The sequence below is a fragment of the Streptomyces sp. NPDC004327 genome, from assembly GCF_042873935.1.
Taxonomy (GTDB): Bacteria; Actinomycetota; Actinomycetes; order Streptomycetales; family Streptomycetaceae; genus Streptomyces.
Genome location: NZ_JBIAME010000004.1, coordinates 87917 through 110708 on the forward strand (window position 1 = coordinate 87917; position 22792 = coordinate 110708).

Consider the following 22792-nt stretch of genomic DNA (forward strand, 5'->3'; position numbering starts at 1 on the left):
GTCCGGTGGGATGGGGGAGTGCCGAGCGAGATGATCACCGACCTGACCGACGTCTTCGAGACGCACCGTTCGATGCTCATCGGCGTCGCCTACCGCATGCTCGGCCGCGCCGCCGACGCCGAGGACGTGGTGCAGGAGGCGTGGCTGCGCTGGTCCGCCGAGGACCGCGGCGAGGTCCGCGAACCCCGCGCCTTCCTCGTCCGGATCACCACCCGGCTCGCCATCGACCGGCTCCGCCAGGCCCAGTCCCGCCGCGAGTCCTACGTCGGCCCCTGGCTGCCCGAGCCGATCGTCACCGACTTCGGCCCCGCCGTGCCCGACACCGCCGAACGGGCACTGCTCGCCGACTCCGTCTCCCTCGCCCTCCTCGTCGTCCTCGAAGCGCTGTCGCCGCTCGAACGCGCCGTCTTCGTCCTGCGCGAGGCCTTCGGCTTCCCCTTCTCCGAGATCGCCACCACCCTCGACCGCAGCGAGGCCGCCGTGCGCCAGCTCGCCGGCCGGGCCCGCAAGCACGTCGACGAGGGCCGGCCGCGCTACGACGTGGATCCCGTCCAGCGGCGCGATCTCACCGAACGCTTCCTCACCGCCGCGGCGGGCGGCGACCTGGAGGGGCTGCTCGCCCTGCTCGCGCCGGACGTCCGGCTCGTCGGCGACGCCGGCGGCAAGGCCAAGACCCCGCGGCGGATCATCGAGGGCGCCGACAAGATCGGCCGCTTCCTGGTCGCCGTCACCCAGGGCGCACCCGAGGACACCACCCTCCGCTTCGCGGAGGTCAACGGCGGCCCGGCGCTGGTCACCCTGGCCGGCGGCGCGGTCGACACCGTCTTCCAGATCGACATCCGCGACGGTCTCGTCGCCTGCGTCTACATCCTGCGCAACCCCGACAAGGTCCGTGGTCTCGCCCTCGACTAGCACTCCGAGGGCCCGGCAGTGAGCTCCGCCTCACGCGCGAACACCCCGCCCGGAACCGTACGAAACGGTCCGGGCGGGGTGTTTTGCTACGCAGAGCGCACAAAGACGCGAACGTCCTGTGAACGATCAAGATCAGACGGTCACATTCCGGAGTTCCCGACGGAGGATTGGTCTTGACCAAGGGTGGGCGGCGCCCTATGGTCGCAGAGTTAGTGCAGGAACCTTTAATAAACAAAGGCGCGGAAAACGCCGCGGGACACGGCGAATGTGCGGAGGATGAGGGTGGGGACCACGCAGCTGGAGACGGTGCCGGAGCCGAAGTACTGGCACCTCAAGACCGTGATCGGCGAAGCCCTCGACTCGGACTTCGCGGTCGGCGAGATCCTGCCCAACGAGCGCGAACTGGCCGCCCGTTTCGGCGTCGCCCGCGCCACCCTCCGGCAGGCCCTGGAGCAGCTGGAGCTGGAGGGCCGCCTCCAGCGCCGCCGCGGCGTCGGCACCACCGTCGCCCCGCCGCGCGTCGGCGTCGACGTCTCCACCACCCAGCACGCCTGGCCCGGTGTCGGCGAGGAGACCTGGCAGTCCATGGACGCCGGCGCCGACACGGCCCCCGCCGCCGTCGCCCGCCTGCTGGAGATCGAGTCCGGCGAGCGCGTCCACGTCGTGCGCCGGCTCCGTGTCACCGAGGGCCAGCCGGTCGCGGCCGAACTCCTCTACGTGCCCGCCGAGTCGGTGCCCGGCCTCACCGCGGCCGACACCCCCGGCGGCCCCGGCCAGGCCCGTACCGTGCTGCGCGAGCTCCAGCGGCTCAGCCTCGACGGCCAGGACCGCTCCGTCGAGCTCGGCTCCGCCCGCGCCGACGACGCCCGCGAACTCGACCGGCTGCCCGGCTCCCCGGTCCTCGTCGTCACGACGCGCTACCTGTCCGGCGGCCGCACCGCCGCCGTCTCCGTCGCCACGTACCGCGCGGACACCTGCAAGCTGACCTTCGGCGACTCCGGCGACCTGGCCATGGCCTCCTGACGCCACAAAACCCAGCGGTACGGGACCGGCCCCGGGCGGATGCGCCCGGGGCCGGTCCCGTACCGTCACGGGCCGTCAGCGGCGGGCCGTCACCGTGCCGTCCACCGCGAACAGCTGCTCCTCCACGTGGTCGAGCGCGAGCCGCAGCGCGCCCGTGGCCACCGCCGCCTCGCCCAGCATCGAGAGGACCACGCGCGGCGGGCGCAGGCAGAAGCGGGCCAGTTCCTCGCGCAGCGGCTGCAGCACACCGTCCAGGCCGGCCGCCCAGCCGCCGATAACCACCAGCTCCGGATCGATCGCCAGGACGAGCGCCGCGACGTCGTGCACGAGACGCTGGATGAACCGCTCCACGGCCGCCCCGGCGCGCGCGTCACCCTGCCGGGCGAGCGCGAAGACCTCGGCCACCGCCTGCTCGTCGAGCGGGTGCAGCGGCTCGTCCGTCGTCGACAGCAGATGCTCCGGCGTGACGCCCCGGCCGAGCAGGTGCAGCGCGCCGATCTCGCCGGCGGCCCCGCCGTAACCCCGGTGCAGCCGGCCGCCTATCAGCGAACCGGCGCCCGGGCTCAGCCCCGCGAGGACGAAGACGATGTCGTCGGAGTCGGTGGCCGCGCCCTTCCAGTGCTCGGCGACCGCCGCCGCGTTGGCGTCGTTCTCCACGATCACCGGGCAGCGGAAGGAACGGCGCAGCCGCTCGCCGAGCGCGAGACCCGTCCAGCCGGGCAGCGCCGTGCCGAGGCGGATCGTTCCGTCGGCCTCCACGATGCCGGGCGTGCCGACGCCGACCGCGCGCAGGTTCGACCGGGGCACCCCGGTCCTGCGCAGCACGTCGGCGACCACCGCGCGGACCCGGTCGAGCCGCTCGTCCTCCGGGGCCGTGTCCGCGACCTCGCGCGAACCGGCGCCGACGATCCGGCCGTCCAGGCCGGAGATCAGCGCGGCCACCCGGTGCGGGCCGATCTCGATGCCGAGCAGATGCCCGGCCTCCGCGCGGAAGCGGAACCTCCGCGCCGGGCGGCCCTGACGCCTGGTCTCGCCCTCCTCGGGCGCCGCCTCGACGACCAGCCCGCCCTCGATCAGCCCCTCGGTCACGCCCTCGACCGTCGGCCGGGACAGGCCCGTGATCCGGGTGAGATCCGTGAGCGTGAGCGCGTCGGAGCCCCGCAGCGCATGGAGTACCACCGCGGAGTTGATCCGCCGCAGCAGCGATGGATCCCCGCCGGTCAGCCGCCCCACCGTGTGTCCTCCCAGCTCGTGCGCGTCTTTGCCCGGATGTTACTCAATGGACGAGGGGGCGGCGAGCGCCGCCCGGGGTCCGGAACGGGGCCGGCCCCGGACGGCGGCCTGACGGACCGCCAACTGTCAGTGGGGCGCGCTTTACTGGCTCCATGGACAGGGCACAGCACCTCGCGGTGATCGACGAGCTGGTGGGCCGGGCCTTCCCGGCGCGGGCCGAGCGCTCCGGGCACCTCAGCAGCGGCCCGGGCTACCACCTCGCCGCGCTCGCCACCAGCGAGGAGTTCTGGGAGGACGACGGCACCCGCCGGCCGGCCGTCGAGGAGCAGTACGAAGCGGAGCGGGACGCACTGTCCGCGCTGCTCGGCGCGCGCTGGGGCCCGCCGCAGGTCTTCAGCCTGTGGTCGGTCGCCCGCCGGAGCATGTCCGGTGAGCACATATCCGAGCCGTGGGACGACCTGAGCAACCACATACCCGACCTGCACCTGTGGCGGGCGGGGGAGCGGTGGGTCGCGCTGGGGGTCTCCCAGTGGGACAAGGAGCTGCCCTTCCAGCTCCTCGCCGCCGTCACCACGGTCGACCCGCCCTGACCCCCGGACCCCGTCCTGCCTTGAAGCGAGCGGACGGCCCTCAGGCCGGGCGGTGCGTACGACGGTCCGGCAGGCCCGCCGCCTCCCGCAGCCGCGCGAACTCCTCGGCCATCGTCTCGGCCGTCCAGTGCGCGTTCAGCCCGCTCGGGTTGGGCAGCACCCAGATCCTCGTCGTGCCCAGCGGCCCGTCGATCGTCCGCTCCTGCGGCCCGATCGCCGCGCGCTTGTCACCGAACGCCGTGCGGTACGCCGTCACCCCGACGACCGCCAGCCAGCCCGGCGCGAGCCGCCGCACCTTCTCGATGAGGATCCGGCCGCCCTCCCGGTACTCCTCGGCGCTCAGCTCGTCGGCCCGCGCGGTCGGCCGCGCCACCACGTTGGTGATGCCGAGGCCGTACGAGAGCAGCTCCTCCTGCTCCGCGGGCGCGAGCCGGCGCGGAGTCAGGCCGGACAGGTGCAGCACCGGCCAGAACCGGTTGCCGGGGCGGGCGAAGTGGTGGCCCGTCGCCGCCGTCATCAGGCCCGGGTTGATCCCGCACAGGAGCACGGAAAGGCCGCCCGCGGCCACGTCGGGGACGACGCGGTCGCGGGCGGCCTCCAGCTCCGCCTGGGTGAACCGGGGAGTCCGGGTCAGAGGATCGCCCCGGGGGTGTAGCCGGCGGCCTCCGGGTTCGCCTTGACGATCTCCTCGATCCGGGAGACCACGGCGGCGACCTGGTCGGCGGCGGCGCCCGTGAAGGAGAGCTTGTCGGCCATCAGCTCGTCGAGCTGCGCGCGGTCCAGCGGGATCCGTTCGTCGGCGGCCAGCTTGTCGAGGAGCTCGTTGCGCTCGACGCCCTGCTCGCGCATGGCGAGGGCCGAGGCCACGGCGTTCTCCTTGATGGCCTCGTGGGCGACCTCGCGGCCCACGCCGGCGCGCACGGACGCCATCAGGACCTTGGTCGTGGCGAGGAACGGCAGGTAGCGGTCCAGCTCACGGGCGACGACGGCCGGGAAGGCGCCGAACTCGTCGAGCACGGTGAGGAAGGTCTCCAGCAGACCGTCGAGCGCGAAGAACGCGTCCGGCAGGGCCACCCGGCGCACGACGGAGCAGGAGACGTCGCCCTCGTTCCACTGGTCGCCCGCCAGCTCGCCGGTCATCGACGCGTAGCCGCGCAGGATGACCATGAGGCCGTTGACGCGCTCGCAGGAGCGGGTGTTCATCTTGTGCGGCATCGCGGAGGAGCCGACCTGGCCGGGCTTGAAGCCCTCGGTGACCAGCTCGTGGCCGGCCATCAGGCGGATCGTCTTGGCGATCGAGGACGGGGCGGCGGCCAGCTGCACCAGGGAGGTGACCACGTCGTAGTCGAGCGAGCGCGGGTAGACCTGGCCGACCGAGGTGAAGGCGTGCGCGAAGCCGAGGTGGGCGGCGATCCGCTGCTCCAGGTCGGCCAGCTTGCCGGCGTCGCCGCCGAGCAGGTCCAGCATGTCCTGGGCGGTGCCGACCGGGCCCTTGATGCCGCGCAGCGGGTAGCGGCCGAGCAGCTCCTCCAGGCGGGCGTACGCCACGAGCAGCTCGTCGGCGGCGGTCGCGAAACGCTTGCCGAGGGTGGTGGCCTGGGCGGCCACGTTGTGCGAGCGGCCGGCCATGACCAGCTCGCCGTACTCGGCGGAGAGCTTGCCGAGGCGGACGAGGACGGCGACCGTGCGGTCCCGCATCAGCTCGAGGGAGAGCCGGATCTGGAGCTGCTCGACGTTCTCGGTGAGGTCGCGCGAGGTCATGCCCTTGTGGACGTGCTCGTGGCCGGCGAGGGCGTTGAACTCCTCGATCCGGGCCTTCACGTCGTGCCGGGTGACCTTCTCGCGCTCGGCGATCGACGCCAGGTCGACGTCGTCGACCACGCGCTCGTAGTCGGCGAGGGCGGTGTCCGGCACCTCGATCCCGAGGTCCTTCTGGGCACGCAGCACGGCGAGCCACAGCCGGCGCTCCAGCTTCACCTTCTGCTCGGGGGACCAGAGGACGGCGAGCTCCGCGGAGGCGTAGCGGCCGGCCAGGACGTTGGGGATACGGGGCTTCGCAGTCACAGCAGTCACGTGTCCAGATTCTACTGGCGATTTCTGCAGGCCAGCGCCGCGGTCCGGGCTGGAGCTTGCTACGAGACGGGCGTCACGTCACGCGCCGCCCCGTGCCACCGGGCGGGCGTCGCGTCGCGCCCCGCCCGGTGCCACGGGGCGGGGCGCCAGGGCCGTCAGGCCGCCGGGCCCTCGTACGGCAGCAGCTGCGGGCGCTTGGGCGGGCGGCCGTCGCCCGAGGAGCGGCCGGTCAGCCGGCGGCCGATCCACGGTCCCAGGTGCTCCTTCGCGAAGCGGGCGTCGGCCAGCCGGCGGGTCGCCCAGCCGGGGCGCTCGGACGGCCCGAGCGGGGAGCGCCAGTCGTCCTCGGCCGGCAGGCCGAGGGTCTGCCACACGGCCTCGGCCACCCGCCGGTGGCCCTCACCGGTCAGATGGAGCCGGTCCACGTCCCACATCCGCGGGTCGGCCAGGGCGGGGGCGCCGTACAGGTCGACCACCAGGGCGCCGTGCCGGGCGGCGAGCTCGTCCACGTACGCGAACAGCTCCTCCATGCGCGGCCGGAAACGCTCCAGGACCGGGCCGTTGCGGCCGGGGCTGCGCATCAGGACCAGCTGCCCGCAGGACGGGGCGAGCCGCTCGACGGCCTCGCCGAGCAGCCCGCGCACCCGGCCCATGTCGCACTTGGGGCGCAGGGTGTCGTTGAGACCGCCGACGAGGGTGACGACGTCGGCCTTCATGGCCGCCGCCGTGTCCACCTGCTCGTCGACGATCTGGCCGATCAGCTTGCCGCGCACGGCGAGGTTGGCGTACCGGAAGCCGGGCGCGCGGGCGGCGAGCCGGCCGGCGAGCAGATCGGCCCAGCCCCGGTAGGAGCCGTCGGGCCGCAGGTCCGACATGCCCTCGGTGAAGCTGTCGCCCACGGCGACGAGACTGGTGTAGGTGGCATTGATCTCCATGACCGAGCGATCATACCGCGCGGTATGGTCCCGGCGCCGAGCGGAGAACCGGGACCATGCGCGCACCGCGCGCGGACCTACGGGGCGGAGGGCCGGCCCACCAGCTCCCGCAGCACGTCCTCCATCGTCACCAGACCGGCCGGCTTGTCGTCCTCGTCCATCACCGCGGCCAGATGGGTCCGGCTGCGCCGCATCGCCGTCAGGACGTCGTCCAGCGGGGTCGCCGCCCGCACCCGGGCGATCGGCCGCATCGCGGCGACCGGGAACGGCTGGTCGCGCGGGGTGACGTCCAGGGCGTCCTTCACGTGCAGATAGCCGAGGATCCGGCGGCCCTCGTCGACGACCGGGAAGCGGGAGAATCCGGAGCGCGCCGAGAGCGCCTCCAGCTCCTCCGGGGTCGTGCCCGCCTGCGCGTACACGACCTTCTCCACCGGCATCACGACGTCCCGCACCGGGCGGCGGCCCAGCTCCAGGGCGTCGTGCAGCCGCTCGGCGGCCCGGTCGTCGAGCAGTCCGGCGTCACCGGCGTCGGTGACCATCCGGGCCAGCTCGTCGTCCGAGAAGGTGGCCGAGACCTCGTCCTTCACCTCGACCCGGAGCAGCCTCAGGATCGCGTTGGCGAAGGCGTTGACCGCGAAGATCACCGGGCGCAGCGCCCGCGCCAGCGTCACCAGCGGCGGGCCGAGCGCCAGCGCGGCCTTGCTCGGCTCGGCCAGCGCGATGTTCTTCGGGACCATCTCGCCGAGCAGCATGTGCAGATAGGTGGCGACGGTCAGGGCGATCACGAACGAGACCGGATGGACCAGGCTGTCCGACACGCCGAGGGCGTTGAAGACCGGTTCGAGCAGGTGCGCGATGGCCGGCTCGGCCACGATGCCGAGCACCAGGGTGCACAGCGTGATGCCGAGCTGGGCGGCCGCGAGCATCGCCGAGACGTGTTCGAGGCCCCAGATGACGCTGCGGGCCCGCCGGTTCCCGGCCTCCGCGAGCGGCTCGATCTGGCTGCGGCGCACGGAGATCAGGGCGAACTCGGCGCCGACGAAGAAGGCGTTGACGACCAGGGTCAGCAGACCGACGAGGAGCTGGATCGCGATCATCGGCCCGCCTCCCCGTCCTGGTCCGCCGCACCGGAGCGGCGCAGCGGGGCGTGCAGCAGCAGCCGGGCCGCCCGCCGCCCGGAGGCGTCCACCACGTCGACCCGCCAGCCGGCCAGCTCCACGCTGTCGCCGACGGCCGGGATCCGGCCGAGCGCGGTGGCGAGCACGCCCGCCAGGGTCTCGTACGGGCCCTCCGGCAGCCTGAGGCCGATGGCCGCCAGCTGGTCGGTGCGGGCCGCGCCGTCCGCCGACCACAGCGTGCGGCCGTCGGCGTCCTCGCCCGCCGGCGCGAGGTCCGGCGTCTCGTGCGGGTCGTGCTCGTCGCGCACCTCGCCGACGACCTCCTCGACGATGTCCTCCAGGGTGGCGACGCCGGCCGTGCCGCCGTACTCGTCGATGACGACGGCCATGGTCTGCCGGCCGGACAGCCGGTCGAGCAGCTTGTCCACGGTCAGGCTCTCGGGCACGAGCAGCGGCTCGCGCAGCACCTCGCCGACCGGGCGGCGCGGACGGTCCTCGGCCGGTATCGCGAGCACGTCCTTGATGTGCGCGATGCCGACGACGGTGTCCAGGTTGCCGCGGTAGACGGGGAAGCGGCTCAGGCCGGTCGCCCGGGTCGCGTTGGCGACGTCCTCGGCGGTGGCGTGCACCTCCAGGGCGGTGACCTGGACGCGCGGGGTCATCACGTTCTCCGCGGTCAGCTCGGACAGGTTGAGGGTGCGCACGAACAGCTCGGCGGTGTCGGCTTCCAGGGCGCCCTCCTTGGCGGAGTGGCGGGCCAGGGCGACCAGCTCCTGCGGGGAGCGGGCGGAGGCCAGCTCCTCGGCGGGCTCCAGGCCGAGCCGGCGCACGGACCGGTTGGCCGTGTTGTTGAGATGACTGATCAGCGGCTTGAACGCGGACGTGAAGATCCGCTGCGGGGTGCCCACCACCTTGGCGACGGCGAGCGGCGAGGAGATCGCCCAGTTCTTGGGGACGAGCTCGCCGACGACCATCAGGACGATCGTCGACAGGGCGGTGCCGATGACCAGGGCCACGGAGGAGGCGGTCGACGCGGACAGGCCGAGGGCCTCGACGGGGCCCTGGATCAGCTTGGAGATCGAGGGCTCGGAGAGCATGCCGACGACCAGATTGGTGACGGTGATGCCGAGCTGGGCGCCGGAGAGCTGGAGGGTGAGCGACCTGACGGCCTTCAGGGCGCCGGCGGCGCCCCGCTCACCGCGCTCGGCGGCGGCCTCGAGCTCGCCGCGCTCGACGGTGGTCAGGGAGAACTCGGCCGCGACGAACGCGCCGCAGGCGAGGGCGAGGAGCAGCGCCACGACGAGCAGCAGTACCTCGGTCATCGGTTCTTCACCTCCGTCCCTCGACGAATCCCATGATCAGTCAGGGGAGGGAGGACCGCGCGATGTCGGCTCCGGGAACGGGGCAGGGAACGGCTACTGGGAGGCTCGCCCATGGGCGGACGCTCACACCTTTCGGTATTGGGTGATGATCATCAATGATCGGTTCTGTCCACCATGGTAAAGGATCAGCAAAGCGGCCCGCGGTGTCGTCGGTGATCGCCGGCGATCCCGGTGATCACCGGCGATCCCGGTGGTCAGCGGGCCGGCAGCGGCTTCACCCAGCGCGTCCACTGCTCCTCGGGGCCGTACGCCGCCGCCCGCCACGCGCGCTGCCCGAGCTCGTTGCGGTCGAGCACCATCGCGTCCGCCCGCCGGCCCCCGAGCCCTGCGAAACGCTCCTCGGCCGCCGCGAGCAGCGCGCCGCCGATGCCGCGCCGGCGGTGGTCCGGATGGACGGCGAGCCGGTAGAGGTGACAGCGCCAGCCGTCGAACCCGGCGATCACCGTGCCGACCAGCGCGCCGCCCCGCTCGGCGAGGAGCAGGGCCTCCGGGTCGCGCTCGACGAGCCGGGCCACGCCGGCCCGGTCGTCGCTGATGCTCGTGCCCTCGGCCGCGGACCGCCAGAAGGCGAGCACGGCGTCGATGTCGGCCGCGACCGCGGCCCGAATCCGAAGATCGTCCATGCCCGCCATCCCACTACCGGCCGCCCCGGCCTGTCGACCGCGTTTCAGTGCGTGGAACGCAGCTCCGCGATCACCGGGCCGAACGCCTCCATCGAGTGGTCCAGCACCGTGAAGTACGAGATGCCGAGCCGCTCGCGCAGCGCGCGCAGCCGGTCGGCGATCTCCCGGACCGTGCCGGCCGCGAGGATCGGCAGGTCGAGGACCTGCTCCTGGGTGAGGTACGGGACGTGCGGGAGGAAGTCGGCGGCCGCCGCGGCCCGGTCCTCGGTCACCACGACGCGCTGGATCAGCAGATTGCGCTCCGCGGGCATCTCCCGGCCGGCCTCCTTCTCGAAGCCCGCGTAGGCCTCGACGCGCGCCGCCAGCTCCTCGGCCGTGAGCACGGTGGGCGTGTCGCCGTCGAAACGGCCGCCGGAGAAGGCCATCACGTCGGCGTGCCGGGCGGCGAGCCGCAGCACCCGGTTGCCGTTCCCGCCGATCAGGAGCGGCACGCCGGACGGCTCGTCCTTCAACTCCTCGACGGTACGGGTGAGATGGTCGACGCGTTCACGCGGCGGCAGGAACGGGATGCCCGCCTGCTCGTGCTCCGACGGCACATAGCCGGTACCGAGGCCGAGTTCGAGCCGGCCGTCGGTCAGCGCGGCCGTCGTCGCCACCTCGCGGGCCAGCAACGCCGGGTTCCAGAAACCCGCGTTGAGCACGAAGGTGCCCACCCGGGTGCGGGTGGTGGCCTGCGCGGCCGCCACCAGGGAGGGGAACGGGGCGGGCATGCCGAGGTGGTCGGCGACCAGGATCAGGTCGTAGCCGAGCTCCTCGGCGCGGGCGCAGCGGGCACGCCACTCGCCTCCCGTGGCGCTCTGCTCCAGCATGTTGACGGCGAATCGGAACGGTAACACCACGGCGGTACCCCTCTGTCGGAGATGTCTGCCGCAGGAAACTACCCGCCGGACCACCCCGTCACGAAACAGAACTCGTTGCCCTCCGGATCGTGCATGACCTGGAACGATCCCTGCTCGTCGGTCACGATCCCGCCCGAGCGCCGCGCGCCCAGCGGCAGTACCTCCGTGGCCGCCGCGTCCGGGTCGGCCACCTCCACGTCCAGGTGAAGGCGGTTCTTCACGGCCTTGCCCTCCGGCACCCGCTGGAACGCGATCCGCACGAACCCGGGCGGGTCCACGTACGACCACTCCGGGCTCCGGTCGACCGGCGTCCCGCCGAGAAGCGCGGCCCAGAACCGCGCGAGGGCGGCCGGGGCGGCGCAGTCGAAGACGATCTCCTGAACACGAGCGCGCATGGCGCCAGCGTACGAGTACCGGAGTGGTCAGGCTTCCCGGGTGCCGCCGAGCACGGGCGCCAGCCAGGTCGGCGCGGCCGCCCGGAACGCCTCCGGGGACAGCGTGCCCACGCCCGCCGGCACCACGCCGAGCAGCGGTGCGCCCGCCACCTCCGGCAGATCCGTCAGATTGCACCGCTCCGCGAGCCCCGGCTCCTCGGGCCAGCTGCCCACGACCACGCCCAGCTGCTCGATCCCGCGCGCCCGCAGCGCCTCCGCCGTCAGCTCGGCGATGTTGAGCGTCCCGAGCCCCGCCTGTGCGACGACGAGCACCGGCGCGCCGAGCAGCCCGGCCGCGTCGGCGAGCGTCCCGCCCTCCTCGTCGAACCGCACCAGGAGCCCGCCCGCGCCCTCGACGAGGACCAGGTCGTGCTCCTCGGCCAGCTTGCGTGCGGCGTCGGCGACCTCGGCCGGCCGCACCGGCGCCATGCCGGCCCGCCGAGCCGCCGTCCCTGGCGCCAACGGCTCGGGGAAACGAGCGAGTTCAGCGATGGTCACGGCGCCGGAGAGACGCGCGACGTCGTCGGCGTCGCCGGGCTCGCCGGGCGCGACACCGGTCTGAGCGGGCTTGAGGACGGCGACGGAACGCCCGGCGGCAGTGGCGGTGGCGGCGAGAGCGGCGGTCACGACGGTCTTGCCGACCTCGGTGTTGGTGCCGGTGATGACGATGATGCTCATGGGATGTCTGTCCTTTGTCCGTAAGGGGGGAGCGGGGGCGTGGACGGGCCGGGCCGTGCGGGACGAGAGCCCCGCACGGCCGGAGCCTTGCGGCCTCTCAGCCCGCCCGCGCCGCCTCGCGGACCGCCGCGCAGATGCGGGCCAGGTCCTCGTCGCCCGTCACGTACGGCGGCATCGTGTAGATCAGGTCGCGGAACGGGCGCAGCCACACGCCCGCCCGGACCGCCGCCTCCGTGGCCGCCGCCATGTCGACGTCGTGGTCGAGCTGGACGACGCCGATGGCGCCGAGCACCCGCACCTCGCGCACACCGGGGAGTTCCGCGGCGGGGGCGAGCCCCTCGCGGAGTCCCGTCTCGATGCGCTTGACCTCCAGTGCCCAGTCCTGGGACATCAGCAGGTCGATCGACGCGCAGGCCACCGCAGACGCCAGCGGATTGCCCATGAAGGTCGGCCCGTGCGCCAGGACGGGAACCTCGCCGCGCGAGATGCCCTCGGCGATCTCCGTCGTGCAGAGCGTGGCCGCCATCGACAGGTAACCGCCCGTCAGCGCCTTGCCCACGCACATCACATCGGGCGAGACGCCGGCCTGGTCGGCGCCGAACAGCGTGCCCGTACGGCCGAAGCCGGTCGCGATCTCGTCGAAGATCAGCAGGACCCCGTGCTCGTCGCACGCCTCGCGGAGGACGCGCAGGTACTCGGGCGGGTGGAACCGCATCCCGCCCGCGTTCTGCACCACCGGCTCCACGATCACCGCGGCGACCTCGTCCGCGTGGAGAGCGATCTGCTCCCGCAGCATCCGGGCGTACGACTCCTCGTACGTGACCGGCGGCGCGTCGACGAAGACCTGGCGCTGGAGCACGCCCGACCACAGCTCGTGCATCCCGCCCTCGGGGTCGCACAGAGACATCGGCTGCCAGGTGTCCCCGTGGTAGCCGCCGCGCCAGGTCATCAGGAGCTGCTTGCCGGGCCGGCCCACCGAGCGCCAGTACTGCAGGCACATCTTGGCCGCGACCTCGACGGAGACCGAGCCGGAGTCGCTGAGGAAGACGTGCTGGAGGGGCTCCGGGGTGATCTCGACCAGGCGGGTGGCGAGCCGCACGGCCGGCTCGTGGGTGAGCCCGCCGAACATGACGTGGCTCATCCGGTCCAGCTGGCCGTGCGCCGCCTCGTTGAGGACGGGGTGGTTGTAGCCGTGGAGCGCCGACCACCACGAGGACATGCCGTCGATCAACTCGGCCTGGCCGTGCACCGGTTCGGCGAGGCGGAGCCGGACACCCGACGCGGACTCGACGACCAGCGGCTCCGTACGTCCCGGCATGGGCCCGTACGGATGCCACACGTGCGCCCGGTCCAGGGCGAGCAGCTCGTCGTTACGCATTCGGGGCGAGCTCCGTCCCGGCACCGCGGCGGCGCACCGCCACGAGGTCGGGACGCGCACCCGGCACCTCGCTCGCGGGCTCGGCGGCGGGCTCGGCCGAGGGGGCCGCCTGCGCGTGACCGCCGCACGGACCGCAGCCGCCGGCCTCGGCGTGCGAGCCGCAGCCCGCGCCCTCCGCCGCCTCGTGCGAGCCGCAGCCCGCCGACGCCTGGGAACCACAGCCGCCGCCCGCCGCGGCGAGCGCGTCCGCGCGGTGCTTCGGCAGCGTCGTCGTGCCCGCGCCCTCCACCTCGAAGCCCGCGTCCGCGATCATGTCGAGGTCGGCCTGGCCGGCCTGGCCCTCGCTGGTCAGGTAGTCGCCGAGGAAGATCGAGTTCGCGATGTTCAGCGCCAGCGGCTGCATCGAGCGCAGGTGCACCTCACGGCCGCCGGCGATCCGCACCTCGACGTCGGGGCAGACGAACCGGACCATCGCGAGGATCCGCAGGCAGCGCTGCGGGGAGAGGTTCCACTCCTTGGCGAGCGGGGTGCCCTCGAAGGGGATCAGGAAGTTGACCGGCACCGAGTCGGAGTCCAGCTCGCGCAGCGCGAACACGACGTCGACCAGGTCCTCGTCGCTCTCGCCCATGCCCGCGATCAGACCCGAGCAGGCCGACAGACCGGCGGCGTGCGCCTTCTGCACGGTGTCCACCCGGTCCGCGTACGTGTGGGTCTTGGTGATGCCCGCGTACGTGGCCTCGGACGTGTTCAGGTTGTGGTTGTACGCGTCGGCGCCGGCCTCCTTCAGCCGCTCCGCCTGGCCGTCGGAGAGCAGACCGAGGCAGGCGCAGACCTCCACGCCCTCGTTCTGCTCCTTGATCGCCTCGATGGTCTTGCCGACCCGGTCGACGTCGCGGTCCGTCGGACCGCGGCCGCTCGCCACCAGGCAGACCCGCTTGGCGCCGCCGGCCACACCGGCCGCGGCGGCCTCGGACGCCTCCTCGGGCTTCAGCCAGGTGTACTTGAGGATCTCGGCCTTGGAGCCGAGCCGCTGCGAGCAGTAGGAGCAGTCCTCGGGGCAGAGCCCGGACTTCAGGTTGACGAGGTAGTTGAGCTTCACCCGGCGGCCGAACCACTGGCGGCGCACCTTGCCGGCCGCGGCCACCACATCGAGCAGTTCGTCGTCGGAGGTCGCCAGCACGGCGAGCGCTTCTTCGCGGGTCGGCGTCTCGCGCCGCAGCCCCTTCTCCACCAGCGTGTTCAGCAGGTCCATAAGGGCTGATCCTGGCCTACCGCACACCCCGCGGCCAAGGAGGAACTGAACAAACGACCCCGTTTGAGGTGTGTGTATGGCCACACCCTGACCTCGGCCGCGGCCGGTTAGGGTCTGTGCGCTGCCTACAAAAGGATCTGCCATGCCGTCGTACGCCCTGGACCCGTCCGCCTCCGGGGAGGCGCCGGACCCGCGCCGGGCCGCCTTCGACTGGACCGGGGCCGCCGCGCGGCAGCGCGCCGAGTCCGGTCTCGTACGCACGCTCAGGCCCCGGGCCGCCGAGTCCGAGCTGCTCGACCTCGCGAGCAACGACTACCTGGGCCTCACCCGCCGCCCGGAGGTCACCGAGGCGGCGGCGGAAGCGGCGCGCCGCTGGGGCGCGGGCGCCACCGGCTCCCGGCTCGTCACCGGCTCGACCCGGCTGCACGCCCGGCTGGAGCGCGAACTCGCCGAGTTCTGCGGATTCGAGGCCGCGCTCGTCTTCTCCTCCGGCTACGCCGCCAACCTGGCCGCGCTCACCGCGCTGTCCGACCGCGACGGGCTGATCGTCTCCGACGCCGCCAACCACGCCTCGATCGTCGACGGCTGCCGGCTCGCCCGCGCCGAGACCGCGGTGGTGCCGCACGCCGACCCGGAGGCCGTCGGGAAGACGCTCGCCGCGCACCCGGGCCGCCGGGCCCTCGTGGTCAGCGACTCCGTCTTCTCCGTGGACGGCGACCGGGCACCGCTCGCCGAACTCGCGGCGGCCTGCCGGGAGCACGGCGCGGGCCTGGTCGTGGACGACGCGCACGGCTTCGGCGTCCTCGGCGACGGCGGGCGCGGGGCGCCGCACGGGGCCGGGCTCGCGGGCGCGCCGGACGTGGTGGCGACGCTGACGCTGTCCAAGTCGCTGGGCAGCCAGGGCGGTGCGGTCCTCGGCCCGGCCCGGGTGATCGAGCACCTGGTCAACGCGGCCCGCACCTTCATCTTCGACACCGGCCTCGCCCCGGCGGCGACGGGCGGCGCGCTGGCGAGCCTGCGGCTGATCGCCGCCGATCCGGGCCTCGCGGCCCGGGCCCGTACGGTCGCGACGACCCTGCACCGCCGGCTCACCGAGGCCGGCCTCACCGCCGCCCACCCCGACGCCGCCGTCGTCTCGGTCCGCGCGCCCGGCCCCAACGAGGCCCTCGGCTGGGCCGCCGACTGCCGCGAACTCGGGCTCGCCGTCGGCTGCTTCCGCCCGCCGTCGGTCCCGGACGGCATCTCCCGGCTGCGGCTGACCGCGCGCGCGGACCTCACCGACGCCGAGATCGAGCGCGCGGTGACGACGATCGTGCGGACCGCTCCGCAGGGCGCCTAGCGACCGCCACGCGGCCGTCGGGCCGCCCGTCGCACGGTTCACCGCTTCGGGCGACAGATATCCGTATAACTTGGTGGATCGCCGCCCAGGGCGGCACGATCGGTGGCACTCTGGCGCGAAGCGCAATCCGGGCCCGGCCCGGAGGGGAAAGGGACAGCGTCGCCATGGCAGACCACCAGGAAGCAACCGTCACGCTGCCGAGCGACCCCGCATCGGTCTCCGCCGCCCGGCGGTACGTCGCCGAGGTGCTCGTCTCCTGGGGGCTCGGCGGCGCTGCGGACGCCAGCGAGACGGCCGAGGCGGTCCGGCTCATCGTGTCCGAGCTGGCGACCAACGCCGTCCAGCACACCTTCGGGCAGTCGCCGACCTTCACGGTCGACGTCCGGCTCGACCGGGACGAGCGGCTGCGCGTCGGGGTGACGGACAGCCACCCCCGCTGGCCCAAGCGCCTGCCGGCCGCCGTCCAGCAGGACAACGGGCGCGGCATGATGATCATCCGCTCGCTGGCCGCCGAGGCGGGCGGCCGGCTGTCGGTGACGCCGACGGCCGAGGGCGGCAAGACCGTGTGGATCGAGCTGCCCTGGCCGGCGGCGGTTCCCGGCTGAGACGGTCCTACTGAGACGCGTCCGCTGAGACGGGCCCGCTGAACGGGCCCGCTGGGGCGGGTTCGCTGCGACGGCCCGCTACGGGGCCGGCCGGCGGGTCAGCGGACCCGGCCGTAGAGGACTCTGGAGGTCCAGATCCGTTCCAGCTTCACCCACGATCCGGTCTTCGGCGAGTGCCAGATCGCGTTGTTACCCGCGTAGATCCCGACGTGGTACACCCTTCCGCCGGAGTGGAAGAAGACCAGGTCCCCCTTCTGGCGGCTCGCCGCCGAGATGTGACGCGTGGTGTTGTACTGCTGCTGCGCGGTGCGGGGCAGCGTCTTGCCCGCCCTCTTGTACGAGTAGAGCGTGAGACCCGAGCAGTCGAACCTGCTGGGGCCTGATGCGCCGTACCGGTAGGGCGATCCCTTCTTGGAGGCGGCGATGCTCAGCGCCGTGTTGGCGTACGAGCTCGCGGCCTGGGCCTCCGGCGCCGCTCCTGGGGCGAGCAGCGTGCCGCCGACGGCGGCGAGAGTGAGAGCCGAGACGGCTCCGGCCCGGGACAGCAGGGACGGGACATGAATCTGCGCAGTCATGCGCAACCCTTCGTCAGCCGCCTGTGAAGGATGACCTGTCGGGTTCGGGCAGGCGAAGATGCCCGGCCGCGGCTGCGGCTTCACCCCAAGGAACGTCCCACTGGCCCGGACGTCCCGTACTGCTCGGGTCCTCCACTCCTGCCGATCCACTCCTGTCGACCAGACATCCGGGACGGCGGCAGGACTCGGCGTCCGCCCGGACCGCCCCGCCTCGGGTGGCGGGGGCTTGTCGTCGACAGGGATCTTGACCCACGTCCTGGCCGAAATCCGAGTGGAAACGGCGATATGTGAGGCTCCTCACGACTGATCCATTCGGGTGGACAGTCAGGTTTGGTGATCGTCCGAGATGTCCGCGACGAGTCCTCCACCAGGGGTGGAACGCCCTGTTCCGCCAGATGCGTACACCTGTTGCGCAACATAGCCGAGCTCTATGTCGATACGTCGACTACGCCGAACGGGGGAGCGATTCTGCGGTCCCGCTGGCCCGAGTGGACCTCGACACGACACGCCCCCGTGTCAACTCACCGGGCTTCGGGGCACGGTGACGCGGGCCGCGCGGCGCTCACCGTCCAACACCCGCAGCGCGCGGGCGAGTGTGTCCGCGTGCACCTCGCTCTCGCCCCGCGCGTGCATCAGCGTCAGCGCCTCGCGCAGCGCCGCCGCCCGCCCGACCAGGGCCTGCGCGGCCCGCAGCGCTCCATAGGTGTGCGAGGACCTGGCGGGATTGATCCGCCCGAGCAGATCGACGACCTCGAGGTACGCGTCGACGAGTTCACCCTCGGCGCGGGTGAGCGCGGGCAGCGGCGGCAGGTCCGGGACCACGGCTCACCGCTCCCCGTGACCGTCGGCCGCGGACTCCCGGCGGCTGCGGACCACCTGGTCCACCAGGCCGTACGCGAGCGCGCCCGGCGCGTCGAACACGGTGGTCCGGTCGATGTCGGCGTCGATCCGGGCCCGCTCCCGTCCGGTGTGCTCGGCGAGCATCCGGGAGATCAGCTCCCGCTGCCGCAGCAGCTCGCGGGCCTGGACGTCCAGATCGCTGGGCTGCCCCTGCAACGGCTCGTCGAGGGAGGGCTGCTGAAGGACGATCCGGGAACCCGGCAGCGTGAGCCGGCGCCCCGCAGAGCCCGCCGCGAGCAGCACCGCGGCCGGCCCGACGGCCTGGCCGAGGCAGATGGTCTCCACCTCGCACGAGACCGTGCGGATCGTGTCGTAGATCGAGGTCATGGCGCTGACGGAGCCGCCGGGGGAGTTGATGTAGAGGCTGATCACCCGCTCCGGGGCCGCGTAGTCGAGATGCAGGAACTGGGCGATCACATCGCCCGCCGCGATCTCGTCGACCGGCGTGCCCAGGAAGACGATCCGCTCCTCCAGGAGCTTCGCGTAGGGGTCGAGGGTGCGGGTCCCGGAGCCGGTGCGCTCCGTGAACTCCGGAAGGACATGTCGCATGGCGCTCCTCCTCGTATCGCCCGTCCTGTAAAAAATGTACAGGACGTACAGACCGTAAGATGAGGAGCATGGCCTATGAGATTCCGGTGACGCAAGCGCGCGCAGAGCTCGCGGATCTGATCAACCGCGTCGTCTACGGCAACGAGAGGGTCGTGGTGACCCGCCACGGGAAGCCGCTCGTCGCCCTCGTCTCCGCCGCCGACCTGGCGCGACTCGAAGAGTCGGAGCAGCCGGCCGAGGAGTCCGTGATCAGCTCCGTCACCCCCCTCGGGGGCACCCCGTCCGCTCCGGGCGAACAGCGCCGATTCGGCATCGCCGCCCACCATCAGGAGCCCGGCCGTCCGAACGGCTGAATCCCGGCGTTCGCCATGTACGCGCAAAGGACCGGTTAACCAGCCGGAAAAACTTCCGCCCTAACGTGCAATCTCTGACCGGGCGGCCCGTCGACGCAGTTCAACAGCCTGTTGAAGATCGGTAGGGTCCGTCGCTGTCCGGGGCAACCCGGTGGAGACAGTGAGGTGGAAGCGTGCAACTCAGCCCCCACGAGCAGGAACGCCTGCTCATCCATGTCGCGGCCGACGTGGCCGAGAAGCGCCGGGCGCGCGGAGTGAAGCTCAACCACCCGGAAGCCGTCGCCCTCATCACCTCCCACGTCCTGGAAGGCGCCCGGGACGGCCGCACCGTCGCCGAGCTGATGAACACCGGGCGCAAGGTGCTCACCCGCGACGAGGTCATGGACGGCATCCCCGAGATGATCCACGACGTCCAGGTCGAGGCCACCTTCCCCGACGGCACCAAGCTCGTCACCGTCCACGACCCGATCGTCTGACGGCGGCCGCGACCCATGATCCCCGGAGAGATCCTCTACGCGGACGGGCCCGTGCCCCTGAACGAGGGCCGTCCCGTCACCCGCCTCACCGTCCTCAACGCGGCCGACCGGCCCGTCCAGGTCGGCTCCCACTACCACTTCGCCGAGGCCAACCCCGGTCTCGACTTCGACCGCGCGGCCGCGCGCGGCCTGCGGCTGCACATCGCCGCCGGCACCGCCGTCCGCTTCGAGCCCGGCATCCCGGTCGAGGTCGAGCTGGTGCCGATCGCCGGCCGCCGGATCGTGCCCGGCCTGCGCGGCGAGACCGCGGGACCCCTCGACCACGACGAGACCAAGGGGGGCGAGCGTGCCTGAGCTGCACCGCGCCGTCTACGCCGACCTGTTCGGCCCCACCACCGGCGACCGCATCCGGCTCGCCGACACCGATCTGCTCGTCGAGATCGAGGAGGACCGCTCCGGCGGCCCCGGCCGGGCCGGCGAGGAGGCCGTCTTCGGCGGCGGCAAGGTCATCCGCGAGTCCATGGGCCAGTCCCGCACCACCCGCGCCGAAGGCGCCCCGGACACCGTGATCACCGGTGCCGTGGTCATCGACCACTGGGGCGTCGTCAAGGCCGACATCGGCATCCGCGACGGCCGGATCACCGCGCTCGGCAAGGCCGGCAACCCCGACACGATGGACGGCGTCCACCCCGGCCTCGTCATCGGCCCGGAGACCGAGGTGATCGTCGGCAACGGCCGGATCGTCACCGCCGGCGCCGTCGACACCCACGTGCACTTCATCTCGCCGACCGTCGTCGAGCAGGCACTCGCCACCGGCGTCACCACCCTCGTCGGCGGCGGCACCGGACCCGCCGAGGGCACCAAGGCCACCACCATCACGCCCGGCCCCTGGCACATGGCCCGGATGTTCGAGGCGCTGGACACCTTCCCGGTCAACATCGGCCTGCTCGGCAAGGGCAACACGATGTCCCGGGAGGCCATGCACAGCCAACTGCGCGGCGGCGCCCTCGGATTCAAGATCCACGAGGACTGGGGCGCCACCCCGGCCGTCATCGACGCCTGTCTGAGCGTCTGCGAGGAGACCGGCGCCCAACTCGCCATCCACACCGACACCCTGAACGAGGCCGGGTTCGTCGGCGACACCCTCGCCGCCATCGCGGGCCGCACCATCCACGCGTACCACACCGAGGGCGCGGGCGGCGGACACGCGCCCGACATCATCACCGTCGTCTCCGAGCCGCACGTGCTGCCCAGCTCGACCAACCCCACCCGGCCGCACACCGTCAACACCATCGAGGAACACCTCGACATGCTGATGGTCTGTCACCACCTCAACCCGGCCGTGCCCGAGGACCTCGCCTTCGCCGAGTCCCGGATCCGCCCCTCGACGATCGCCGCCGAGGACGTCCTGCACGACCTCGGCGCCATCTCGATCATCTCCTCCGACTCCCAGGCCATGGGCCGCATCGGCGAGGTGATCATGCGGACCTGGCAGACCGCCCACGTGATGAAGAAGCGGCGCGGCGCGCTGCCCGGCGACGGCGCCGCCGACAACCACCGGGCCCGGCGCTATGTCGCCAAGTACACGATCAACCCGGCCGTCGCCCAGGGCATGGGCCACCTCATCGGCTCCGTCGAGCCCGGCAAGCTCGCCGACCTGGTGCTCTGGGAGCCCGCCTTCTTCGGCGTCAAGCCGCTCCTCGTCATCAAGGGCGGCCAGATCGCGTACGCGCAGATGGGCGACGCCAACGCCTCCATCCCCACCCCGCAGCCGGTGCTGCCGCGCCCGATGTTCGGCGCGCTCGGCCGGGCCGCCGCGGCCGGCTCCGTCAACTTCGTCGCCGAGGCGGCACTCGAAGACGACCTGCCGCACAAGCTCGGTCTGCACAAGGAGTTCACCGCCATCGGCTCCACCCGGCGGATCACCAAGGCCGACATGCGCGAGAACGACGCCCTGCCCCGGGTCGAGGTCGACGCGGACACCTTCTCGGTGACCATCGACGGCGAACCGGTCGAACCCGCGCCCGCCGCCGAACTTCCCATGGCACAGCGCTACTTCCTCTTCTGAGCCCGGACCGGTACGCCATGTCACGATCCGCGCTGCTCGTGCTCGCCGACGGGCGCTTCCCCGCCGGCGGGCACGCCCACTCCGGCGGCGCCGAGGCCGCCGTCAAGGCCGGACGGCTCACCGACGCCGCCGGCCTGGCGGCGTTCTGCCGCGGCCGGCTGCACACCACCGGCCTCACCTCGGCCGCCCTCGCCGCCGCCGCGGCCCTCGGCGCCGACCCGTACGCACTCGACGAGGCCGCCGACGCCCGCACCGCCTCGCCCGCGCTGCGCGCCGCCGCCCGCAGGCTCGGCAGACAGATGATGCGGGCCGCCCGCGCCGCCTGGCCGGGCCCCGAACTCGACGAGCTCGCCGCCGCGTTCCCGCGCGGCGCCCACCAGCCCGTGGTGCTCGGCACCGCCGCCCGGGCCGCCGGCCTCGGCCCCGAGGACGCCGCCCACTGCGTCGCCTACGAGACGGTCAGCGGCCCGGCGACCGCCGTCGTGCGGCTACTCGGCCTGGACCCCTTCCAGGCCACCGCCGTCCTCGCCCGGCTCGCCCCCGAGCTGGACGAGGTCGCGGCCCGCGCCGCCCGGGCCGCCGAACTCGCCCTTCGCGAGGGCCTCGACGCGCTGCCCGCCGCCGCGTCCCCGCTGCTCGACCTCACCGCCGAACAGCACGCGGCCTGGCCCGTCCGCCTCTTCGCCTCCTGACACCTCCCGCCCGCTAGGAGCCCCCATGCACCTCGACCACTCCCACGAGCACCTCGGCGCCGTCTCCGCCGACGCCCACCGGCCCGACGGCAGCCGCCGCGCGCTGCGCATCGGCCTCGGCGGACCCGTCGGCTCCGGCAAGACCGCCACCGTCGCCGCGCTCTGCCACGCCCTGCGCGACACCCTCTCCCTCGCCGTCGTCACCAACGACATCTACACGCGCGAGGACGCCGAGTTCCTGCTCCGCGAGGCCGTCCTGCCGCCCGAGCGGATCGCCGCCGTCGAGACCGGCGCCTGCCCGCACACCGCCATCCGCGACGACATCTCCGCCAACCTCGAAGCCGTCGAGGACCTGGAGGACTCGGTGGGCCCGCTCGACCTCGTGCTGGTCGAGTCCGGCGGCGACAACCTCACCGCCACCTTCTCCAAGGGCCTCGTCGATGCCCAGATCTTCGTCATCGACGTCGCCGGCGGCGACGACATCCCGCGCAAGGGCGGTCCCGGCGTCACCACCGCCGACCTGCTCGTCGTCAACAAGACCGACCTCGCCCCGTACGTCGGCTCCGACCTGGACCGGATGGCCCGCGACGCCAAGGAGCAGCGCGGCGAGCTGCCCGTCGCCTTCACCTCGCTCCGCTCCACGGAGGGCGTCACCCCCGTCGCCGCCTGGGTCCGGGAGCAGCTCGCCGCGTGGACCGCATGACC

26 protein-coding genes and 1 riboswitch are annotated in these 22792 nt (G+C 73.1%); of the genes, 11 read left to right on the forward strand and 15 right to left on the reverse strand.

Features of this window, described 5'->3' with window-relative positions:
• Positions 1–30: 30 nt before the first annotated feature.
• Together sigJ and ACFYU9_RS14675 are read left to right on the forward strand one after the other, a co-directional pair.
• On the forward strand, positions 31–912 hold the full coding sequence (gene sigJ / locus ACFYU9_RS14670) for an RNA polymerase sigma factor SigJ (protein WP_389217238.1): 882 nt from the start codon (positions 31–33) through the stop codon (positions 910–912).
• 282 nt (positions 913–1194) lie between these two features.
• Positions 1195–1935, forward strand: a complete 741-nt coding sequence (locus ACFYU9_RS14675; RefSeq protein WP_389217241.1) for a GntR family transcriptional regulator — start codon at positions 1195–1197, stop codon at positions 1933–1935.
• 75 nt (positions 1936–2010) lie between these two features.
• On the opposite strand, the gene ACFYU9_RS14680 is transcribed toward ACFYU9_RS14675, so the two are convergent.
• On the reverse strand, positions 2011–3168 hold the full coding sequence (locus tag ACFYU9_RS14680) for an ROK family transcriptional regulator (protein ID WP_389217244.1): 1158 nt from the start codon (positions 3166–3168) through the stop codon (positions 2011–2013).
• Between the two features lie 152 nt (positions 3169–3320).
• On the opposite strand from ACFYU9_RS14680, the gene ACFYU9_RS14685 reads away from it, so the two are divergent.
• Positions 3321–3758, forward strand: a complete 438-nt coding sequence (locus tag ACFYU9_RS14685; RefSeq protein ID WP_389344844.1) for a hypothetical protein — start codon at positions 3321–3323, stop codon at positions 3756–3758.
• 40 nt (positions 3759–3798) lie between these two features.
• On the opposite strand, the gene mug is transcribed toward ACFYU9_RS14685, so the two are convergent.
• The 11 genes from mug to bioB all read right to left on the reverse strand — a co-directional run bounded on the left by mug (position 3799) and on the right by bioB (position 14530).
• Positions 3799–4326: a G/U mismatch-specific DNA glycosylase gene (gene mug / locus ACFYU9_RS14690; RefSeq protein ID WP_389344845.1), complete on the reverse strand. Its 528-nt coding sequence runs from the start codon at positions 4324–4326 to the stop codon at positions 3799–3801.
• Between the two features lie 62 nt (positions 4327–4388).
• Positions 4389–5831 (reverse strand): adenylosuccinate lyase, encoded by a 1443-nt coding sequence (gene purB / locus ACFYU9_RS14695; protein WP_389344847.1) that lies wholly within the window; start codon positions 5829–5831, stop codon positions 4389–4391.
• Positions 5832–5986: 155 nt separating this feature from the next.
• Positions 5987–6766 (reverse strand): SGNH/GDSL hydrolase family protein, encoded by a 780-nt coding sequence (locus ACFYU9_RS14700; RefSeq protein WP_389344849.1) that lies wholly within the window; start codon positions 6764–6766, stop codon positions 5987–5989.
• Positions 6767–6843: 77 nt separating this feature from the next.
• On the reverse strand, positions 6844–7863 hold the full coding sequence (locus ACFYU9_RS14705; protein WP_389217259.1) for a hemolysin family protein: 1020 nt from the start codon (positions 7861–7863) through the stop codon (positions 6844–6846).
• Positions 7860–9206, reverse strand: coding sequence for a hemolysin family protein (locus ACFYU9_RS14710; RefSeq protein WP_389217262.1), 1347 nt, complete (start codon positions 9204–9206; stop codon positions 7860–7862). Before ACFYU9_RS14710 ends, ACFYU9_RS14705 begins: the two co-directional genes overlap by 4 nt.
• A gap of 254 nt (positions 9207–9460) precedes the next feature.
• A complete protein-coding gene (locus ACFYU9_RS14715) occupies positions 9461–9898 on the reverse strand; it encodes a GNAT family N-acetyltransferase (RefSeq protein ID WP_389217265.1) in 438 nt (145 codons plus the stop codon).
• Positions 9899–9933: 35 nt separating this feature from the next.
• Positions 9934–10788: a TIGR03621 family F420-dependent LLM class oxidoreductase gene (locus ACFYU9_RS14720; RefSeq protein ID WP_389344851.1), complete on the reverse strand. Its 855-nt coding sequence runs from the start codon at positions 10786–10788 to the stop codon at positions 9934–9936.
• 38 nt (positions 10789–10826) lie between these two features.
• Positions 10827–11183 (reverse strand): VOC family protein, encoded by a 357-nt coding sequence (locus ACFYU9_RS14725; protein ID WP_389217271.1) that lies wholly within the window; start codon positions 11181–11183, stop codon positions 10827–10829.
• A gap of 27 nt (positions 11184–11210) precedes the next feature.
• The gene (bioD, locus tag ACFYU9_RS14730) at positions 11211–11900 is read right to left on the reverse strand and encodes a dethiobiotin synthase (RefSeq protein WP_389217274.1); all 690 of its coding nucleotides are present in this window, start codon (positions 11898–11900) and stop codon (positions 11211–11213) included.
• Positions 11901–11997: 97 nt separating this feature from the next.
• Complete coding sequence (locus ACFYU9_RS14735) at positions 11998–13278, reverse strand: adenosylmethionine--8-amino-7-oxononanoate transaminase (protein ID WP_389217277.1); 1281 nt, start codon at positions 13276–13278, stop codon at positions 11998–12000.
• Positions 13271–14530, reverse strand: coding sequence for a biotin synthase BioB (gene bioB / locus ACFYU9_RS14740; protein WP_389344852.1), 1260 nt, complete (start codon positions 14528–14530; stop codon positions 13271–13273). The genes ACFYU9_RS14735 and bioB overlap by 8 nt, the downstream gene beginning before the upstream one ends.
• 142 nt (positions 14531–14672) lie before the next feature.
• On the opposite strand from bioB, the gene ACFYU9_RS14745 reads away from it, so the two are divergent.
• Together ACFYU9_RS14745 and ACFYU9_RS14750 are read left to right on the forward strand one after the other, a co-directional pair.
• Positions 14673–15869 carry an 8-amino-7-oxononanoate synthase gene (locus ACFYU9_RS14745; RefSeq protein WP_389217283.1) on the forward strand — a complete coding sequence of 399 codons (1197 nt, stop codon included), beginning with the start codon at positions 14673–14675 and terminating at the stop codon, positions 15867–15869.
• Positions 15870–16033: 164 nt separating this feature from the next.
• Positions 16034–16474, forward strand: a complete 441-nt coding sequence (locus ACFYU9_RS14750; RefSeq protein ID WP_389344854.1) for an ATP-binding protein — start codon at positions 16034–16036, stop codon at positions 16472–16474.
• A 98-nt stretch (positions 16475–16572) separates the two neighbouring features.
• Here ACFYU9_RS14750 and ACFYU9_RS14755 read toward each other — a convergent pair whose 3' ends face one another.
• From ACFYU9_RS14755 to ACFYU9_RS14765, 3 genes are all read right to left on the reverse strand, one after another.
• Positions 16573–17049, reverse strand: coding sequence for a C40 family peptidase (locus ACFYU9_RS14755; RefSeq protein WP_389217289.1), 477 nt, complete (start codon positions 17047–17049; stop codon positions 16573–16575).
• 3 nt (positions 17050–17052) lie between these two features.
• Positions 17053–17250, reverse strand: a riboswitch (cyclic di-AMP (ydaO/yuaA leader).
• 315 nt (positions 17251–17565) lie between these two features.
• On the reverse strand, positions 17566–17871 hold the full coding sequence (locus tag ACFYU9_RS14760; RefSeq protein ID WP_389217292.1) for a hypothetical protein: 306 nt from the start codon (positions 17869–17871) through the stop codon (positions 17566–17568).
• Between the two features lie 3 nt (positions 17872–17874).
• Positions 17875–18498 (reverse strand): ATP-dependent Clp protease proteolytic subunit, encoded by a 624-nt coding sequence (locus ACFYU9_RS14765; protein ID WP_389217294.1) that lies wholly within the window; start codon positions 18496–18498, stop codon positions 17875–17877.
• 68 nt (positions 18499–18566) lie between these two features.
• On the opposite strand from ACFYU9_RS14765, the gene ACFYU9_RS14770 reads away from it, so the two are divergent.
• The 6 genes from ACFYU9_RS14770 (at position 18567) to ureG (ending at position 22790) form a co-directional block, all read left to right on the forward strand.
• Entirely contained in the window at positions 18567–18851 is a 285-nt protein-coding gene (locus ACFYU9_RS14770; RefSeq protein ID WP_389217297.1) for a type II toxin-antitoxin system Phd/YefM family antitoxin, read from the forward strand.
• Positions 18852–19024: 173 nt separating this feature from the next.
• Positions 19025–19327, forward strand: a complete 303-nt coding sequence (locus ACFYU9_RS14775) for an urease subunit gamma (protein WP_389217300.1) — start codon at positions 19025–19027, stop codon at positions 19325–19327.
• A 15-nt stretch (positions 19328–19342) separates the two neighbouring features.
• The gene (locus ACFYU9_RS14780; protein WP_389217302.1) at positions 19343–19681 is read left to right on the forward strand and encodes an urease subunit beta; all 339 of its coding nucleotides are present in this window, start codon (positions 19343–19345) and stop codon (positions 19679–19681) included.
• Positions 19674–21395 carry an urease subunit alpha gene (locus ACFYU9_RS14785; RefSeq protein WP_389217305.1) on the forward strand — a complete coding sequence of 574 codons (1722 nt, stop codon included), beginning with the start codon at positions 19674–19676 and terminating at the stop codon, positions 21393–21395. The genes ACFYU9_RS14780 and ACFYU9_RS14785 overlap by 8 nt, the downstream gene beginning before the upstream one ends.
• 17 nt (positions 21396–21412) lie before the next feature.
• Entirely contained in the window at positions 21413–22087 is a 675-nt protein-coding gene (locus ACFYU9_RS14790) for an urease accessory protein UreF (RefSeq protein WP_389344856.1), read from the forward strand.
• A gap of 25 nt (positions 22088–22112) precedes the next feature.
• Complete coding sequence (gene ureG, locus ACFYU9_RS14795; protein ID WP_389344858.1) at positions 22113–22790, forward strand: urease accessory protein UreG; 678 nt, start codon at positions 22113–22115, stop codon at positions 22788–22790.
• Positions 22791–22792: the final 2 nt, after the last annotated feature.